The 17072-nt window shown below is 72.3% G+C and carries 17 protein-coding genes and 1 pseudogene; 8 read left to right on the forward strand and 10 right to left on the reverse strand.

The features are described 5' to 3' along the window. The 6 genes from LG396_RS38395 to LG396_RS38420 all read right to left on the reverse strand — a co-directional run. Positions 1 to 1547 (reverse strand): P-loop NTPase family protein (locus LG396_RS38395; RefSeq protein WP_225798259.1); only part of this gene is annotated, 1547 nt, incomplete at its 3' end. 1 nt (position 1548) lies between these two features. Continuing rightward, entirely contained in the window at positions 1549 to 2922 is a 1374-nt protein-coding gene (locus LG396_RS38400) for an ATP-binding protein (RefSeq protein ID WP_027746218.1), read from the reverse strand. A gap of 159 nt (positions 2923 to 3081) precedes the next feature. Then, positions 3082 to 4617, reverse strand: a complete 1536-nt coding sequence (locus tag LG396_RS38405; RefSeq protein ID WP_018840938.1) for an SCO6880 family protein — start codon at positions 4615 to 4617, stop codon at positions 3082 to 3084. Between the two features lie 6 nt (positions 4618 to 4623). Then, positions 4624 to 5967, reverse strand: coding sequence for a hypothetical protein (locus LG396_RS38410; protein ID WP_225798260.1), 1344 nt, complete (start codon positions 5965 to 5967; stop codon positions 4624 to 4626). Then, positions 5957 to 6793, reverse strand: a complete 837-nt coding sequence (locus LG396_RS38415; RefSeq protein WP_225798261.1) for a DUF8175 domain-containg protein — start codon at positions 6791 to 6793, stop codon at positions 5957 to 5959. The genes LG396_RS38410 and LG396_RS38415 overlap by 11 nt, the downstream gene beginning before the upstream one ends. Before the next feature lie 211 nt (positions 6794 to 7004). Further along, positions 7005 to 7313 carry a DUF8827 family protein gene (locus tag LG396_RS38420; RefSeq protein ID WP_018840935.1) on the reverse strand — a complete coding sequence of 103 codons (309 nt, stop codon included), beginning with the start codon at positions 7311 to 7313 and terminating at the stop codon, positions 7005 to 7007. Between the two features lie 344 nt (positions 7314 to 7657). Here LG396_RS38420 and LG396_RS38425 point away from each other — a divergent pair, with 344 nt between their 5' ends. The 4 genes from LG396_RS38425 to LG396_RS38440 all read left to right on the forward strand — a co-directional run bounded on the left by LG396_RS38425 (position 7658) and on the right by LG396_RS38440 (position 11155). Continuing rightward, entirely contained in the window at positions 7658 to 7861 is a 204-nt protein-coding gene (locus LG396_RS38425; RefSeq protein WP_225798262.1) for a hypothetical protein, read from the forward strand. A 146-nt stretch (positions 7862 to 8007) separates the two neighbouring features. Further along, entirely contained in the window at positions 8008 to 9171 is a 1164-nt protein-coding gene (locus tag LG396_RS38430) for a serine hydrolase domain-containing protein (RefSeq protein WP_225798263.1), read from the forward strand. Between the two features lie 60 nt (positions 9172 to 9231). Continuing rightward, positions 9232 to 10218: a C40 family peptidase gene (locus LG396_RS38435; RefSeq protein WP_037743620.1), complete on the forward strand. Its 987-nt coding sequence runs from the start codon at positions 9232 to 9234 to the stop codon at positions 10216 to 10218. A 205-nt stretch (positions 10219 to 10423) separates the two neighbouring features. Continuing rightward, positions 10424 to 11155: a phosphatase PAP2 family protein gene (locus tag LG396_RS38440; protein ID WP_225798264.1), complete on the forward strand. Its 732-nt coding sequence runs from the start codon at positions 10424 to 10426 to the stop codon at positions 11153 to 11155. Positions 11156 to 11287: 132 nt separating this feature from the next. Here the strand turns inward: LG396_RS38440 and LG396_RS38445 are convergent, their stop codons facing one another. Continuing rightward, positions 11288 to 12850, reverse strand: a complete 1563-nt coding sequence (locus LG396_RS38445; protein ID WP_225798265.1) for an FAD-binding oxidoreductase — start codon at positions 12848 to 12850, stop codon at positions 11288 to 11290. 70 nt (positions 12851 to 12920) lie between these two features. Further along, positions 12921 to 13136: a hypothetical protein gene (locus LG396_RS38450; RefSeq protein WP_018845071.1), complete on the reverse strand. Its 216-nt coding sequence runs from the start codon at positions 13134 to 13136 to the stop codon at positions 12921 to 12923. A 93-nt stretch (positions 13137 to 13229) separates the two neighbouring features. Between LG396_RS38450 and LG396_RS38455 the strand changes: the two genes are divergently transcribed. Together LG396_RS38455 and LG396_RS38460 are read left to right on the forward strand one after the other, a co-directional pair. Beyond that, positions 13230 to 14159: an SCO4651 family lipoprotein gene (locus tag LG396_RS38455; protein WP_225798266.1), complete on the forward strand. Its 930-nt coding sequence runs from the start codon at positions 13230 to 13232 to the stop codon at positions 14157 to 14159. Positions 14160 to 14324: 165 nt separating this feature from the next. Next, entirely contained in the window at positions 14325 to 14522 is a 198-nt protein-coding gene (locus LG396_RS38460) for a hypothetical protein (protein ID WP_018854578.1), read from the forward strand. A 95-nt stretch (positions 14523 to 14617) separates the two neighbouring features. Here LG396_RS38460 and LG396_RS38465 read toward each other — a convergent pair whose 3' ends face one another. Next, entirely contained in the window at positions 14618 to 14953 is a 336-nt protein-coding gene (locus tag LG396_RS38465; protein ID WP_037743628.1) for a metal-sensitive transcriptional regulator, read from the reverse strand. 228 nt (positions 14954 to 15181) lie between these two features. Here LG396_RS38465 and LG396_RS38470 point away from each other — a divergent pair, with 228 nt between their 5' ends. Further along, complete coding sequence (locus tag LG396_RS38470) at positions 15182 to 15802, forward strand: DUF47 domain-containing protein (RefSeq protein WP_026276740.1); 621 nt, start codon at positions 15182 to 15184, stop codon at positions 15800 to 15802. Positions 15803 to 15807: 5 nt separating this feature from the next. Then, positions 15808 to 16806 carry an inorganic phosphate transporter gene (locus LG396_RS38475; RefSeq protein ID WP_018840924.1) on the forward strand — a complete coding sequence of 333 codons (999 nt, stop codon included), beginning with the start codon at positions 15808 to 15810 and terminating at the stop codon, positions 16804 to 16806. Between the two features lie 58 nt (positions 16807 to 16864). Here the strand turns inward: LG396_RS38475 and pstB are convergent. Beyond that, positions 16865 to 17072: pseudogene (gene pstB, locus LG396_RS38480) on the reverse strand (phosphate ABC transporter ATP-binding protein); the annotation flags it as partial.

Genomic DNA, 17072 nt, shown 5'->3' on the forward strand with positions numbered 1-17072 from the left:
CACACCCCCAGCGACAACCCCGGCCAGCGGCTGCGTGCCTGCTCCGGCGAGCGCATCGTGGCCAGTGTGGGCAGTCCCTCGCGGTCGCCTTCGGTGAGGAGGGCGGGGAGCTGGGCGAGGGGGGCGACTGCTGCGATGTCGTCGAGGACGAGGGTGAGTGGTGGGTCGAGCCGGCCGGTGGATGACCCTGCGGCCATGCGGCGGCCGTGCTCGACCACGTCTGCGGCGAGGGCGGTGAGCAGTGGCATCGCACCCGGTCGGGACCGGGGGCCCTCGATGGCTTCACCCACCAGATAAAGCGTTCCCCCTTCGTCGATGAATGACTCCAGAACGAGCGAATCTGCTCGGGTGGGTTTTGAAGCGTTGCGGATATGGATCGACGACAGGCCCTCCAGCGCCGTCGCCACCAGCTCCGCTGCCGCCTCCCGCCGCTCCGGGTGGCCCGTCAGGGCCGACTCCAGCTCGCCGGCCGCGCCGGAGGCCGCTCCCGGTGCTGAGCGGAGGATGCTCACCGGTTCGTGGGCGCCCGTGCCCTGGGCCCAGCGGTGGACCTGCGCGAAGGGGCGGTCCGCTACGGCGGCGGCGTGGAGCCAGCTCCCGAGCATCGTCTCCGCAGTGTCCGCCACGGTGGTGTCCGTACGGTGCTGGGGGCGTACCGGGAGGAGGAGGGCCGCCGCCCTGGCGGCGGCCGTGGTGCGGTCCCAGCAGCCGTTGGCCGGGGACCAGCGGAGCCGGTCGGGGGTGTCGCAGAGCTGGCCCGGGTCGTAGACGAGGACGGGGCCGAGCTTGGCGCGGGAGTCCTTGGTCTCCGCCCACAGGCCGGCGTCGGACGTGATGACGAGCGCCGGGCCCTCTGCCCCCAGCAGCTTCTCCCGGGTGACGGCCATGGCCGTCGGGCTGCCCTTGCGGAAGACCAGCGGGCCGGCGTGCGTCGGCGGCATGCCGGCCGGGGGCCGCGGCGTGCTCTGCTGCGGGACCCTCGGCAGGGGCTGGCTCGGTGGTGCCGGCTGGGGGTGCGGCTTCTGCGTCCGGTGTACGGGCGGTCTGGGCCGGGGTGCCGGGGCCGGGTGCTTCGTGTCCTCGTAGTCGTCGTGGTCCCCGTACGCGTCGTACCGGTCCTCCAGGCCGTCCGCCAGCGCCTCGTCCCCCGCCGCCGCCTTGCGTGCCGCGGCCCGGCGGGCCCGCCAGCTCGCCAGCGTCGTCATCCCCACGAGCGTGAACGTGCCGAGCACCATCAGCTGGCTGATGAACAGGCCCCAGAACAGGCCCCACCCCGACAGGGACTTCGCCGGCGTGTCCGGCCAGGCGGCCGGCAGGTCGTGCGGCTCCGAGACCAGCTCGCGCATCGCCAGCGGGGTCCGGGTGAACGTGACGCCGTCCGGCCACGCCCCGTGCGCCAGCACGCCGGACAGGCCCGTCGCCGTCCATACCAGGATGGTGAGGCCCAGCAGGAATGCCAGTCCGCCGAGGAGCAGGGCGTCGGGGATGCCCCGCTCCGGGCCGTCCTGGCCCCCGCCCCGGTTTCGTCCACCGCGACCCTGCGCCATCTCAGGCCACCGTCGATTCCTTCTCCATCACCACCGGACTGCCGTCGTCCGCCGCCTCCAGGGCCGGTACCGGGGCGGACTCCGTCATGGCCCGGTCGGTGAAGACCAGCGGCCGTTCGGCCTCGGTCACCAGGTGCTTGACGACCTGGACGTTGCCGTTGACGTCCCAGACGGCGATGCCGGGTGTGAGTGTCGGGATGATCTCCACCGCCCAGCGCGGCAGCCCGAGGACCTTTCCCGTCGCGCGGGCCTCGTCGGCTTTCTGGGCGTAGATCGTGCGTGTCGACGCCATCTTGAGGATGGCCGCCGCCTCCCGTGCCGCCGCTCCGTCCACGACGTCCGACAGGTGGTGGACGACGGCGACGAAGGAGAGGCCGAGCCGGCGGCCGAACTTCAGCAGCCGCTGGAAGAGCTGGGCGACGAAAGGGGAGTTGATGATGTGCCACGCCTCCTCCACCAGGAAGATGCGCTTCTTGCGGTCGGGGCGGATCCAGGTGTGCTCCAGCCACACGCCGACGATCGCCATGAGGATCGGCATGGCGATCGAGTTCCGGTCGATGTGCGAGAGGTCGAAGATGATGAGCGGCGAGTCGAGGTCGATGCCGACGGTCGTCGGGCCGTCGAACATGCCGCGCAGGTCGCCGTCGACGAGGCGGTCGAGGACGAGGGCGACGTCCAGGCCCCAGTTGCGGACGTCCTCGACGTCGACGTTCATGGCCTCCGCGGCGGTCGGGGCCGGGTGGCGGAGCTGCTCGACGATGTCGGTGAGCACCGGCTGGCGGTCGGTCACCGTCTCGTTGACGTACGCGTGGGCGACCTTGAGGGCGAAGCCGGAGCGCTCGTCCAGGCCGCTGCCGGTGGCGACCTCGATGATCGTACGGAGCAGGGCGAGCTGGCCGGTGGAGGTGATCGCCGGGTCGAGGGGGTTGAGGCGGATGCCGCTGTCGAGGGCCGCGAGGGGGTCGAGGCGGATGGGCGTGATGCCCAGCTCCTGCGCGATGAGTGCCCACTCGCCGACGCCGTCCTCGCCCTGGGCGTCGAGCACGACCACCTGGCGGTCGCGGAAGCGCAACTGGCGTAGGACGTACGTCTTCTCCAGCGCGGACTTGCCGTTGCCGGACTCACCGAGGACGAGCCAGTGCGGCGCGGGGAGCTGCTGGCCGTAGAGCTGGAACGGGTCGTAGATATAGCCCTTGCCGCTGTAGACCTCGCGGCCGATGATGACGCCGGAGTCGCCCAGGCCGGGCGCGGCGGTGGGGAGGTAGACGGCTTGCGCCTGCGCGGTGGAGGTGCGCACGGGCAGCCGCTGGGTCTCCGTCTTGCCGAAGACGAAGCCCGCGAAGGCGCGCGTCGCCAGATCGAGGAGGTCGGCCATGGGGGGTCACCTGATCCCGGTCGCGAAGGGCAGGGTGCTGACGAGCGCGCGGTGGCGCGGGGTGCCCTTCCGGGCGGGGACCGGAGCGTGGGGTGGCGGACCGCAGCGCCGCGGCGCGCGTTCCGTCCGTAGGTGGAGCATCAACCGCTGAGCCATGGGTCACCTGATCCCGGTCGCGAAAGGCAGCGTGTTCACGAAGGCGCGGTGGTGCTCTCTGTCGCACCATTCCAGTTTCAGGTATGACTTCCCCGCCGAGGCGCGGATCGTGCGCTTGTCGCGGGCGAGGGCCTCGGGGGAGCGGGCGGAGACCGTGAGGTAGCCGACGAGGTTCACGCCGGCGGCGCCGGAGGCGAGGTCCTCGCCGCGCTGGTCGATGCGGGTGTGGTGGGCGATGTCCCGGGGGTCGACGACACGGTTCATCTTCGCCTGCCGGGACGCCTCGGCGTCGTCGTTCGTCTTCTCCGTCAGCATCCGCTCGATGGCCACTTCTGTGGGCTCCAGGTCCATGCATACGGCGACCGTGCGGATGACGTCCGGGGTGTGGACGAGGAGCGGGGCGAGGAAGTTCACGCCGACAGGGGTCATCGGCCATTCCTTCACCCACGCGGTGGCGTGGCACCAGGGGTCGCGGGTCGCCGACTCGCGGGTCTTGGCGCGCAGGTACTGCGGGTCCACGGCGTCCAGTTCGGCCGGCCAGGCGTTGCGCTGGGTCATGGCCTGGATGTGGTCGATGGGGTGGTCCGGGTCGTACATCGAGTGCACGAGGGCCGCGAGGCGCGCGATGCCCAGCGGCTGCCGTACGCGGATGTCGGCCTCGGCGAGACGGGCGCAGATGTCGCCCAGCTCGCGGGCCATGATGACGGCGATGCACTCGTCGCGGCTCTGCTTGGTCGCCCGGCCCATGACCGTGGCCTCCTGGCCGAGGTCGCGCGTGTAGGGCATGCAGGCGACGAGGTAGGCGCGGTGCTGCTCGGAGGAGGTGGAGACCATGGACTGGAGCTGGTCGTACGAGCCTTTTATCCACTGCGGCGCGCGCGGGTCGCCGCGCTGCGAGACGTCCTTGGCGTGCGCGTCGGGGTCGGCGGGCAGCGTACGGGCGAGCATCTGCAGGCGGCGTACGAAACCGTCGCCGTTGGCGGCGTGCTTGAGGAGCGTGCCGAAGCGGTCGACGAGGGCTTCCTGGTCCTCGCTGTCGCGCAGGCCGACGCCCGGGCCCTCGATCTCTATGACGGCGGTGACGGTGCGGCGGTCGGCGTGCAGCAGGACGGCGATCTCATCGGGCCCGAAGGGGGCGACCATCCAGTTGATGCGGCCGATGCCGGGTGGGGTGCCGACGGCGACCTCCTCGCCGCTGAGGCGGGTGCCGGCTTCCTGCGCACCGGAGCGGTAGACGGCGGCGCCGCTGCGCAGGAGGCGGCGGTGGTTGCGGCTGATCTCGAACCAGCGGTAGAAGGTGCGGCCGCGGTACGGGACGTAGACGGCGGCGAGGGCGAGCATCGGGAAGCCCATGAGCAGCACGATGCGCAGCGTCAGCACGGGGACGAGGAGGCCGCACATCATGCCGAGGAAGGCGCCGCCGATGATCAGGCCGATCTCGCCGGTCTCGCGGTTGCGGCCGACGATGGCGTTGGGGCGGGCCTTGCCGATGAGGTACGTGCGACGGGGGGTGATCGGTGGTGTGTCGTGCGTGGTCACCGCAGGTCACCTCCTGTTTCCGGGCTGTTGGGAGGACTGCGGGGGCACGCTGCGGCCGCCCTGCGAGCCGGACCCGGAACCGGAGCGGGAGCCGCCGGAACTCTGGTTGGCGGTGCTGGGCTTGGGCGGGGCGGACTGCTGCGGGCGGGTGCTGTGGGCGGACACGCCGCCCGCGACCGGGTTGGCGGGCCTGGCGGTGGAGCGGGACTCCCCGCTGGCGCCGCCGGCGGAGCCGGAGGACGAGGTGCGGGAGCCGTGGGTCTTCATGCCGGCGGTGACGAGCGCGGCGGGGGTGGCCATGACGGCGGAGGCCGGGTTGGCGGAGGTGGCGCGGCGGCCCTGCTTGGCGGTCATGATCTCGTCGCCGAAGCCGGGCACGAAGCGGTAGATCATCGCGCTGGCGAAGATGGCGAGCAGGATGATCGCGAGGCCGGAGACGACGGCGGAGAAGGCGTCGGGTCCTTCCTCCGCGGAGAGGGCGCCGGCGAGGCCGAGGACGATCACGATGACCGGTTTGACGAGGATCACGGCGATCATGATCCCGGCCCAGCGGCGGACGTGGTGCCACATGTTCTTGTCGACGAGCCCGGCGTAGACGGCGGTGCCGAGGAGGGCGCCGACGTAGAGGAGGGCGGCGCGGATGACGAGCTCCAGCCAGAGCACGCCTGCGGCGAGCACGGAGACGAGCGAGACGACGATGAGCATGATCGGCCCGCCGCCGATGTCCTCGCCCTTCTTGAGCGCTTCGGAGAAGCCGCCGAAGAAGGTGTCGGTGTTGGACGACGTACCGGAGGCGATGGCTTCGGTGACGGAGTCGGTGGCGGTGACGAGGGTGTAGAGGACGAGGGGGGTGAAGGCGGAGGCGAGGACGGTGAGCCAGAGGAACCCGATGGCCTCGCCGAGGGCTTCGCCGAGGGGGACGCCGCGGATGGCGCGCTTGGCGACGGCGAGGAGCCAGAGGGTGAGCGTGAGGATGGTGGAGGCGGCGAAGACGACGGCGTACTGGCGCAGGAAGGTGGCGTTGGTGAAGTCGACGGTGGTGGTGGAGGTGACGGCGTCGGAGAGCTTGTCGATGGTCCACGCGGCGGCTTCGGCACACCCCTTGGCCAACGAGGACAGGGGGTCGACGGACTCCGTGACGTCGCCGGGCGAGTTGGGCGCGGAGCGGCCGCCGTCGTCCTCCTTCTCGCAGTAGTCCCGGGCGGGGCCGATGAGGCTGTCGCACGCACCGCCGTCGTCCTGCGCGGGCACGGCGCCGAGGGCGCGGGGGGCGGCGAGCAGGAGAGCGGCCTGCGCGCCGGCGAACAGGGCGAGGGCTGAGGCGATGCGACGCCGCGGGCTACCGGGCATAGGTGAAGCCTCCGAACTGCTCGACGGCGTCCTCGATCTGCTCGTCGGTCGCCGCCGGTACGTCACCGGGGACGGGGGCGGGGCCCCGCTTCTGGGAGTCGGCGGCGATCTTCCAGTCGCCGTCCGACCACTGGAGTTCGAAGGTCCAGGTGTGCCAGGTGGTGCGTACGGGCACGTCCGAGTCGGGGCCCGCCAGGCCGATCAGGCCGGTGTACCAGACGGCGACGGTGGCCGCTCCGTCCTCGTACTCCTTGACGGTCGTGCCGATCGGGACGGTCCGGGAGATGAAGGTCATGCCCGAGGGGGGCTCGCCCTCGGCGTCGAGGCCGAGGTTGGCGAGGAAGTCCTCGGAGTACGCGGCGTCCATCCCGGTCTTGGTCTTCTCCGCCAGCTCCGGCGTGTAGAGGGCGTCGACCAGCTCGTGGCGGCCTTCGGGCGTGAACATCTGGTCGCCGCCGAGGGCGACGGCGTAGTTGGCGGCTGCCGACTGGGCGCCCTCTGCGGATTGGGGGAAGCCTGTGGGGATGCCGTTTGTGGAGGACTTGGCCGGGGTGTCGCCCGTGGGGGCGGTGGGTTGGGTGTTGGTGTCCGGGTTGGCGGCGGTGTCGGGGTCCTCGTCCTGCGTGTTGCCGCCGCGGTTCGCGAACGCGATGGCGGCGATCAGGAGGACCACGACGCTCACGACCGTGACCATCGCGCGGGACGGCGACACGCGGCCGCCGCGGCGCGGGGCGCCGTAGCGGGCGTCGTTGTCGCCTTCGGCGAAGCGGGTGCGGGTGCCGGGTTCCGGGGTGGCGTAGTCGACGTAGTCGTCGTCGTGGCTCATGCCGGGTCACCCCCTCCGTGCGCCGGTGCTGCGTTGCGCCGGCGTGCCGTAGGCACAAGAAGGTAGCGGTGCGCCGTCCGACGGCGTACGGGGGTCCCCGGGCCGCGGCCGGGGGGTGGTTGCCTCCCGGGTCGCGGGCTCGGTCGACGTCCCGTCGCCGTGTGCCGCACCGCTGTTCGCCGTACGCCTGGCCCTGAAGTCACGGCCCGGCCTACACCGCCATTCCGTACACGATCGTGAACACGGTGCCGAGGGAGCCGATGATGAACACTCCCGTCAGTCCCGCCACGATCAACCCCTTGCCCTGCTCCGCGCTGAACGTGTCGCGCAGCGCGGTCGCGCCGATGCGCTGCTTGGCCGCGCCCCAGATCGCGATGCCCAGGCACAGCAGGATCGCGACCGCCATGACCACTTCGATCATCACGCGCGCTTCTTGGCCCAGGCTTCCGAAGGGGCCCCAGTCAGGGGCGATACCGCCGATGATGGTGTTGATGTCGCCCTTGTCGGCTGCCAGGAACATGTCGTAACTCACCGCCCCATGCGCTGTGTTGCCGTCCGGGATGGACGGCAGGAGTCATCGTCCATCCTCTCTGATGATGCCCGTGTGAGAGTCGATTTGGCGTCAACCGCGGCGATTTCACAAGGGTGTTCGGCGTTCTCCACTGGCTTTCCTGTGTGTATCACGTTAGGTGACTATTGGCAACGCTGTGTGCCTGCGGGGCCGGAGAGGCGATCGGCTTGTCCTACCTGCGGTGAATCGGAGCATGTGAAGAGTGGGTGTCGCGGTGACGGGCGCCGGGCGGGTCTCGTTGGTGGATTTGACTCAAACAGGCCCCAGGGAAGGCGGCGGATGTGTTCGAAGGGATGACGGTCGTCTCGGGGGTCGTGGTGGTCGTCGGGGCGGTCAGCGGCGTGGGGGCGTCCCTGCACGAGGCCGCCGGACCGGCGGCGGAGTCGGCCGAGTCGGGGGAGCCGGCCGAGACGGCCGGGTCGGTGGGCGCGGGCGGGGAGTTGGCGGAGGCCGTGGTGGCGGCCGGGGTGTCCGTTGCCGGGGCTGCCGCCGCCTGACCCGGGTGCGGGCGGGGCGCGGGGGCGTACGGCGTCCGCGGGGGTGGTGCTGGTGACACCCCCGGTTCGGCGGTCCGCACCCGTGATCACGGGCCGTACGGGAGCGAGGGTGGAGCCCATCGCCACCACGACCCGAGGAGACCGCCGTGAACCGCACGTGGACCCGCCCCCGCACCGCCGCCCGCCGCGCCGGCGCCGCCGCCCTCCTCGCCGCCGTCGTGGCCGGTGCCGTCGGGACCGCCGCGCCCGCCGCAGCGGCCCGCGGCGGCGAGGGCGCCCCCGACCCCGTACAGAGCCGCCTGGACGCCCTCGTGGAGCGCGACGGCGTCCCCGGCGCCCTGGCGTACGACGGCCGCACGACCCGTACCGCCGGCGTCGCCGACACGGCGACCGGCCGGCCCATGGTCGGTGCCGAGGGGCGCTTCCGGATGGCCAGCAACACCAAGGCGTTCACCGCGACCGCCGTGATGCGGCTCGTCGCCGCGGGCGAGGTGCGGCTCGACGCGCCCGCCGCGCGGTACGTGCCGCAGCTCGCCGGCACGGGCGTCACGGTCCGGCAGCTGCTCAAGCAGACCAGCGGGCTGCCGGAGTACCTGCAGTTCGTCGACTGGAGCCGCGCTGCCACCGAGGAGGAGTACCTCGCGCTCGCCCTCGACCACCCCGCCGACTTCGAACCCGGCGCGCGCTGGGGCTACTCCAACACCAACTACCTCGCGCTCGGCCTGCTGATCAAGCACGTCGCCGGCGAGGACTACCGCACGTACATCGAACGCACCATCATCGAGCCGCTGCACCTGAAGGACACGTACTGGCCCGCGAAGGACGAGATGGCCATACGCGGACCGCACGCCCGCAACTACGGCGTCAGTCCGGTGGACCCCGAGGCCGGCGTCACCGACGTGACGGAGCTGCCCGGTTACGAGTTCGGCGCCTCCGGCGGACTCGTGACCACGCCCAAGGACCAGAACACCTTCTGGAACGCCCTCTTCGGCGGCAGGCTGCTGCCCGGCTGGGCGCTGCGCGTGATGACCCACGACACCACCGACGTCGGTGGCCAGGACACGTACCCCGAGGGCAGCCGGTACGGCTACGGCGTCGCGTCCTTCCCGCTGAGCTGCGGCGGCGTGTACTGGGGCCACGGCGGCGACCTGCCGGGCGACTCCGTCGCCGGCGGGCGGGCCGGCCGGGGGCGGGGGACGGTGACCGTCTACACGACCACCTGGGCCGCCGAGGGCGACCGGCTGGCGGACCTCCAGGGCGCGGCCGACGCCGCGCTGTGCGCGAAGGACCGCACGGGCAAGGGGCGTTGAGAGCCCGCTCCGCGCAGGGAACGGGCAGACAGCCGGGGCCCGATGAGGGATGGTTGAGGAGTGCGCAAGCTCTGGCTGTTCGTGGCGCTGGGGCTGGGGATGGCGATGTCGTTCCTGGCCCTGCTCGTCGTCGGCACGTACACCGCCGCGTCCGGCCTCGCCGGCCGCGGCGTCGGCCTGGCGAAGGGCGCCGTGCCCTCGACGTACCAGGCGCTGGTCCAGGAGTGGGGCAACCTCTGCCCGGCCCTCAACCCCGCCCTGCTGGCCGCGCAGTTGTACCAGGAGAGCGGCTGGGACCCGAACGCGGTCAGCCCCGCCGACGCCCGCGGCATCGCGCAGTTCATGCCCGGCACCTGGGCCACCCACGGCATCGACGCCAACGGGGACGGCGAGCGCGACATCAACGACCCGGAGGACGCCATCCCGTCGGCGGCCACGTACGACTGCAAGCTCGCCGGCTACGTCGAGGACGTGCCCGGCGACCCGACCGAGAACATGCTCGCCGCGTACAACGCGGGACCGTACGCCGTCATCAAGTACAACGGCGTGCCCCCGTACCGCGAGACGCAGAACTACGTCCAGATCATCAGCGCCCTGGAGCAGAGCTTCGCCGCCCCCACCTCCCGCCTCTCGCCGTCGAAGCAGGCCGCCGGCGCCATCCACTACGCGCAGGAGAAGCTGGGCACGCCCTATCTGTGGGGCGGTGACGGTACACCGGAGGAGGGCGGCCGGTTCGACTGCTCAGGGCTGACGAAGGCGGCGTACGCCGAAGTGGGCATCGAGCTGCCGCGGGTGGCCAACGACCAGTGGAACGCCGGGCCGCACCCCGGCAGGGACGAACTGCTGCCCGGTGACCTGGTGTTCTTCGCGTACGACATGAACGACTCGCGCTCCATCCACCACGTCGGGCTGTATGTAGGGGGCGGCTACATGATCGACGCCCCTTACACCGGCGCCGTGATCCGTTTCGATCCGATCGACTCGCCGGACTACTTCGGCGCGACGCGGGTCACCGAGGCCGGCGCCGCGGCGCTGCCCGAGCGCTGACGCGGCGCTGACGTGCGACGGGCCGCCGCGCGGGGGCGCCGGGGCGGCCGCACGGACGGTCACTCTTCGATAACCTCCCGGTGATCTTTCGGCCGCAGTCGGAACGCCGACCGCCGTGGCGCCGTTGCAAAGGGCGAGCGGCACCGTTGCAATAGGAAAGACGGCAGCCGCCGATCAGCGGGAAACGGGTGGGGAGAGGAGCCGAGTGGACATGCGTTCGCTGCACCTGGCGGGGGCACCCCCGAGCGGGTCGAACGCCGACGTTTCCGTGCTGTACGACATCAACGGCGTCGCGGACTCCACGCCGCCCTGGTTCGACCGCGGGGCGGCGTTCCTTGGCGAGTACGGGCTCATCGGGATGCTCGGCGTGCTGCTGGTCGTGTGCTGGTGGCGCGTGCGCCGGCGCCCGGGCGCGGTGCCCGCCGTGGCCGCGCTGCTGTGGGGGCCGTTGGCGGCGGCCCTCGCGCTGCTGGCGAACATGCCGATCCGCGCGATCGTGGAGCGCCCGCGGCCGTTCCGGGAGCACGAGGGCCTGGAGGTCCTGCTGCCGGGCACGACCGGGTACTCGTTCGTGAGCGACCACACCTCGGTCGCCATGGCACTGGCCGTCGGCATCTTCATGGCGAGCAAGCGGTACGGGCTCGCCGCGCTGGCGCTGGCGCTGCTGGAGGCGCTGAGCCGGGTCTACCTGGGCGTGCACTACCCCTCGGACGTCGTCGGCGGCATCGCGCTCGGCACGTCGGTGGCGCTGCTGCTGGCCCCGGCGGCGACGGCCGGGCTGATGCCGCTGGTGCGGCGGGCGCCGGAGTGGCTCGTCGGCGACCCGGCGGAGCCGGAGGGCGGGACCGAGGCGGACCCGGCGGCCGTGCCGGCGCCGCGGACGGAGCCGCTGGAGCGCGGCGGAGGCGGCCGGGACGGCGACGAGTTGGCCGCGTAGGCGGTACGGGCGCGGGGGCGGGACAGCGGCAGGGGGAGCCGCCCCGGCGGCTGCTGAGCCGGGGGCGCGGGGCGTACGGAAGCATTCGGCGCCCGGCCCGCGCGCCAACGCGCCCCCCTCCGCGCCGGACGCCTACACCGCCTGGTCGAAGTCGAACAGCCGCTCCGGGTCGTACCGCTCCTTCACCTTCGCCAGCCGCTCCGCCGCCGGCCCGTAGTACGCGCCGCGCCACTTCCGCAGCTCCGCGTCCGTGTAGTTCTGGTACGCCGCCCCCGAGGCGTACTCCCGCATCGCCGTGTGCGTGTCCGCGAGCCACCGCTCGCCCGGACCGCCGTCCCCGCCCTCCTCCCACGACGAGATGTACTGCGCGAGCACCCGCGAACCGCGGTGCACGAACGCCGTGTCCGCCACCGGCACCCGGTTCACCGCCCCGCCCAGCGCCGTGAGGATGAACAGCGCGTCCGCCGACCGCGAGGCCTTCTCCGCCCGGTCCAGCAGCGTGCCGATGCCGCCGGCGCCGAGGGGCTCGTCGTAGAAGTCGGAGCGCGCCGCGAACGTGTCGCGCTGCAGGATGCCGCGCGCGTTGCGGCCCGGCACGCTGCCCTGCAGCCGGCACTGCTCGCGGTCGGCCTGGGCGCAGCCCGCGTAGGAGCGCATGGCGTGGATGTACGTCTGCGGGCCGATGGAGACGTCTTCGGCGGGCCCGGGCCCGCCGGCCTGGTCGGCGAGGAAGTCGACGGCCTCGTGCATGTCGTCCTCGGTACCCAGCGACAGCGCGGCCACCGAGATCGTCGGCTCGCCGCCGCGGGTGTTGCCGAAGTGGACGGCGGACCACAGCTCGTCGGGCTGGTCGGGGCCCCACTGCTGCCAGGTGGTCAGCAGCGCCTCGGCCTTGGACCACGGCCACACCATGTTCGCGGCGACGACGTCCGAGGCCTCGCGGGTGTCGTAGCGCAGCTCGGTGACGACGCCGAAGTTGCCGCCGCCGGCGCCGCGCAGCGCCCAGAACAGGTCCTTGTTCTCCTCCGCCGAGCACTCGACGGTCTTGCCGTCCGCGGTGACGACGGTCGCGCCCGTCAGGTGGTCGCAGGTGAGCCCGTACGCGCGTGAGACCACCCCGTGGCCGCCGCCGAGGGTCAGGCCCGCCATGCCGACGGTCGCGCAGGAGCCGGCGGGTATGGTCCGGCCGCGGACGGCGAGGGCCTCGTAGACGTCGATGGTGCGCGCCCCGGCGCCGACGGTCGCGGTGTCGGAGTCGGCGTCTACGCCGGACAGCGCGGAGACGTCGACGACGAGTCGGCCGTTGCCGCTGGAGAAGCCGGCGTAGGAGTGGCCTCCGCTGCGTACGGCGACGGGGACGCCGGCGGCGCGGGCGAAGCGCAGGCACTCGGCGGCGTCGTCGGCGTGGTCGACGTACGCGACGCCGGCGGGCCGCAGGTCGTCGAAGCGGGTGTTGTACTGCTGGGCGGCGACCCGGTAGTCGTCGTGGCCCGGGAGGACCAGGCGGCCGGCGAGGGACTGCGCGAGCGCGGGCCAGTCCGGCGGGCCGGTGGCTCCGCCGCCCTTCGAGCCGGAGGGCTTGGGGTCCGGCTTCCCGCCGCCGTCGTCGTCGCCCGAGCAGCCGGCGACGCCGGCGGTGACGCCCACGCCTGCGGCGGTGGCGAGAGCGGTGCGGAGCACTGTGCGCCTGTCCATCCGCACAGCACAGCGCATCGGGTCCGCCCTTCGCTACCCCCAAGTAGCAAAGCCTGGCCGGACGCGCCCCTCAGCCGGCTCCGCCGGGCAGGTGGTCCGCGGCGTCCGCGCGGGCGCGCGAGCGGGCGCGGCGCGCCGGGCCGGTCCAGCCGCAGCTGCACCGGGCGAACGCGAAGGCCCCCTGCTCCGCGGTCGACGTGCGGTGGCTCCGGGCGCCGTACGGGCCGTCGGCACCCGCGCCGCCGTCGGGGTCGCCCGGCCCGTCGCCGGGCCCGTCGCTGAGCACGCGGTCACGGTACCGCGGTGGGAAAGACCGTGACGGTGCCCCCTCCACATCGTTAAGCGAACCGGAGAAAACACCGGCCGGGGGTAGCGAGAGATGGCGGCGGAGCAGCGGCGGACCGTAGGCACCGGGACCACGCCCGCACGCCCCGGCGCCGGGGCGTCCGGACGTACCGGTGCCATGTCCGGCCGCCCCGGCGCCGCCCCCGCGGGCCGGCCCGCGGCCGTGCTCGGGCTCCTCGGCGCCCTCGCCGCGGCCGCCCTGTCCGCCACCGCCGGCTGCTCGGAGCGCGGCGCCGCGGCCGACGAGCACCCGGGCGGCGACCCGTTGACGGCCGTGCAGCGCGCCGCCGACGCGCTCGCCGACGCGGGCAGCTCCCGGGCGCGTACGGCGATGGAGATGACCAGCGGCGGCACCAGGGTCACCGTCAGCGGCGACGGCGCCTTCGACTACGTGGGGCGGCGCGGCCTGCTGCGCGTGGTGCTGCCGCAGGGGGAGGAGCCGATCACGGAGCTGTACGCGGGCGGCGAGCTGTACATGAAGAACCGCGGCGCCGGCGTCCCCACCGACAAGTGGCTCCGACTCGACACGACCCGGCTGTCCGACGGCAACCTCGTCACCAACGGCGCCACCGACCCGCTGACCGCCGCGGAGTTGCTGCGCGGCGCCCGCGAGGTGCGGTACGTGGGCGAGGAGCGGGTCGGCGACAGCGTCGTACGGCACTACGAGGGCACGGCCGACCTCGGCCGCGCCGCCCGCGCGGCGTCCCCGTACGCGCGCGGGGCGCTGGCCGCGGCGGCCGACGGGTTCGTCCAGGACGCGGTGCCCTTCGACGCGTACCTGGACGAGGACGGCCGGCCGCGCCGGGTGCGGCACGAGTTCGCGCTGTCCGGCGACTCACCGGTGCGGGTGGCGTCGACCGTCGAAACCTACGACTTCGGGGCGCCGGCCGAGGTGACGCTTCCGGCGGATCGCGACATCTATGCCGGAACGGTTCGCCAGAGCGGCCAACAGACCGCTTCCTAGCGGGAGTTGATTCCGGCCGTTTGCGCGGTCGCGTCGGGATTCGCCCGGGAAGGCCGGGGCCGTAAATGGTCCAGACGTGTCATGCGCGGACTGTGCCGCCCTACCTACGCTGAGCGGTGAGCCCGGCTGCCGGCGGGTGTGCATGGGGAAGTGGGGTGATTGCACGTGGGTCGGGGGTCGGCTGTCCAGGACCATGTGGCTCTCGCCGAAATCGAGTTGTGCGGTGAATTGATCATCGCGGCGACGAGCGCACCGGAAGAGCGCCTGAGCGACGACCGCATCGACGAAGTGCTGAGGGTGGAGGCCGCGCGGCGCGGCTCCGAGCGGGACCGCAGGCGCGGCCGCCAGGGGTTCACGCCGTAGCGCGGAGGCACACGGGGGCGGGCCGCGGAGCTGCGCGCGGGTCGTACGCGCGCAGCGGCGGCGGTCACGCGGTGGCGGCGGGCACCCGCCCGGCGTTACGCGCGCAGCATCCGGGCGATCGCGGCGGTGGCCTCCTCGACCTTCGCGTCGATCTCGTCGCCGCCCCGGGCGGCGGCGTCGGCGACGCAGTGCCGCAGGTGCTCCTCCAGCAGTTGCAGCGCGAAGGACTGCAGCGCCTTCGTGCTCGCGGAGACCTGCGTGAGTATGTCGATGCAGTAGACGTCCTCTTCGACCATCCGCTGCAGACCGCGGACCTGGCCCTCGATTCGGCGGAGCCGTTTGAGGTGGGCCTCTTTGTCCTTGCTGTACCCGTGCGGGCCGGAGCCCGGCGCCGTCTCGACGGCGGCCGTCGTTGCCGTGGTGTCGGTCACGTGCCCGTCCTTCCGTTTCCCATCCCTCGATCCGCCCGGTGCGCGTATCGCTGTGTGCGTACCACCGTATGCGAACCGTGCGGTATATACCCTCAGGGGGTATATGATACCGCGTTCGTGGCATTCTGTCCTGCGGCCGTTCCGCACAGCCGGTTCGCTCCGCCGGTGCGGCTCGCCTAGCATCATCAGGACCTATTCGCCGATATTCGCAGCACTGAGGATCATCACGTGCGATTTCGTCTGACCCCCAGGGAGACGAGCTTCTACGATATGTTCGCCGCCTCGGCGGACAACATCGTGACGGGCTCGAAGCTCCTGATGGAACTGCTCGGGGCGGATTCCTCCGCCCGGGCCGAGATCGCCGAGCGGATGCGCGCTGCGGAGCACGCCGGCGACGACGCCACCCACGCCATCCTCCACCAGCTGAACGCCTCGTTCATCACGCCCTTCGACCGCGAGGACATCTACCGGCTGGCCAGCTCCCTCGACGACGTCATGGACTTCATGGAGGAGGCCGTCGACCTCGTCGTCCTCTACCAGATCGAGGAGCTGCCGCGCGGCGTCGAGCAGCAGATCGAGGTGCTCGCGCGGGCCGCCGAGCTGACCGCCGAGGCGATGCCCAACCTCCGTACGCTCAACCACCTGCCGGAGTTCTGGATCGAGGTCAACCGGCTGGAGAACCAGGCCGACCAGATCCACCGCAAGCTTCTCGCGCACCTCTTCAACGGCAAGTACGACGCCATCGAGGTGCTCAAGCTCAAGCAGATCGTCGACGTCCTGGAAGAGGCGGCCGACGCCTTCGAGAAGGTCGCGAACACCGTGGAAACGATCGCGGTCAAGGAGTCCTGAGCCCGGTGGACACCTTCGCGCTTGTCGTCACGATCGGGGTTGCGCTCTTCTTCACGTACACCAACGGCTTCCACGACTCCGCCAACGCGATCGCGACCTCCGTCTCCACCCGCGCCCTGACGCCGCGCGCCGCGCTGCTGATGGCCGCGGTGATGAACTTCGCCGGCGCCTTCCTCGGCAGCGGCGTCGCCAAGACGGTGAGCGAGGGGCTGATCGAGACCCCGCACGGCTCGCACGGGATGTGGATCCTGTTCGCCGCCCTGGTCGGGGCGATCACGTGGAACATGATCACGTGGTACTTCGGGCTGCCGTCGTCGTCCTCGCACGCGCTCTTCGGCGGCATGGTCGGCGCGGCGCTGGCGGCGTCGTCCACGGTGTACTGGTCCGGGGTGCTGGAGAAGGTCGTCATCCCGATGTTCGTCTCCCCGGTGATCGGCCTGGGCGTCGGCTATCTGGTGATGTGCGCCATCCTGTGGATGTTCCGCCGCTCCACCCCGCGGCGCGCGCAGCGCGGCTTCCGGGTGGCGCAGACCGTCTCGGCGGCGGCGATGGCGCTGGGGCACGGGCTGCAGGACGCCCAGAAGACGATGGGCATCGTCGTGATGGCACTGGTCATCGCCGACGTGGAGGACGAGGGCGACGCCATCCCGTGGTGGGTGAAGGTGGTCTGCGCGCTGATGCTGTCGCTCGGTACCTACGCGGGCGGCTGGCGCATCATGCGGACGCTGGGGCGGCGGATCATCGACCTGCAGCCGCCGCAGGGCTTCGCGGCGGAGACGACGGCGGCGGGGATCATGTACTCGGCGTCCTTCATGTTCCACGCGCCGATCTCGACGACGCACGTGATCACTTCGGCGATCATGGGCGTCGGCGCGACGAAGCGGGTCAAGGCCGTGCGGTGGGGGGTGGCGAAGAACATCGTGATGGGGTGGTTCGTCACGATGCCGGCCGCGGCGGGGGTGGCGGCGGCGGTGTACTGGCTGGTGCACCTGGCCTTCGAGTAGTGCTGAAGCGTTTCTGCACACCCTCGGCCCCCGCGACCCCCTCGGCGCTCCGCGCCTCTCAGCCGAAGCGGCCCGAGATGTAGTCCTCCGTGGCCTTCTCCTCCGGGTTGGAGAAGATCTTGTCGGTGTCGCCGATCTCCACCAGCCGCCCCGGCTCCCCGACCGCCGACAGGTTGAAGAACGCGGTACGGTCCGACACCCGCGCCGCCTGCTGCATGTTGTGCGTCACGATGACGATCGTGAACCGCTCCTTGAGGTCGGCCATC

It is taken from the genome of Streptomyces aculeolatus (genome assembly GCF_020400605.1).
Classification (GTDB): domain Bacteria; phylum Actinomycetota; class Actinomycetes; order Streptomycetales; family Streptomycetaceae; genus Streptomyces; species Streptomyces aculeolatus.

Coding starts and splice junctions, on each gene's coding strand:
- LG396_RS38445 (WP_225798265.1), bottom strand. CDS start 12,850: ATGGACAGGCGCACAGTGCTCCGCACCGCTCTCGCCACCGCCGCAGGC.
- LG396_RS38410 (WP_225798260.1), bottom strand. CDS start 5,967: ATGCCCGGTAGCCCGCGGCGTCGCATCGCCTCAGCCCTCGCCCTGTTC.
- LG396_RS38420 (WP_018840935.1), bottom strand. CDS start 7,313: ATGTTCCTGGCAGCCGACAAGGGCGACATCAACACCATCATCGGCGGT.
- LG396_RS38400 (WP_027746218.1), bottom strand. CDS start 2,922: ATGGCCGACCTCCTCGATCTGGCGACGCGCGCCTTCGCGGGCTTCGTC.
- LG396_RS38455 (WP_225798266.1), top strand. CDS start 13,230: ATGGCGGCGGAGCAGCGGCGGACCGTAGGCACCGGGACCACGCCCGCA.
- LG396_RS38415 (WP_225798261.1), bottom strand. CDS start 6,793: ATGAGCCACGACGACGACTACGTCGACTACGCCACCCCGGAACCCGGC.
- LG396_RS38425 (WP_225798262.1), top strand. CDS start 7,658: ATGACGGTCGTCTCGGGGGTCGTGGTGGTCGTCGGGGCGGTCAGCGGC.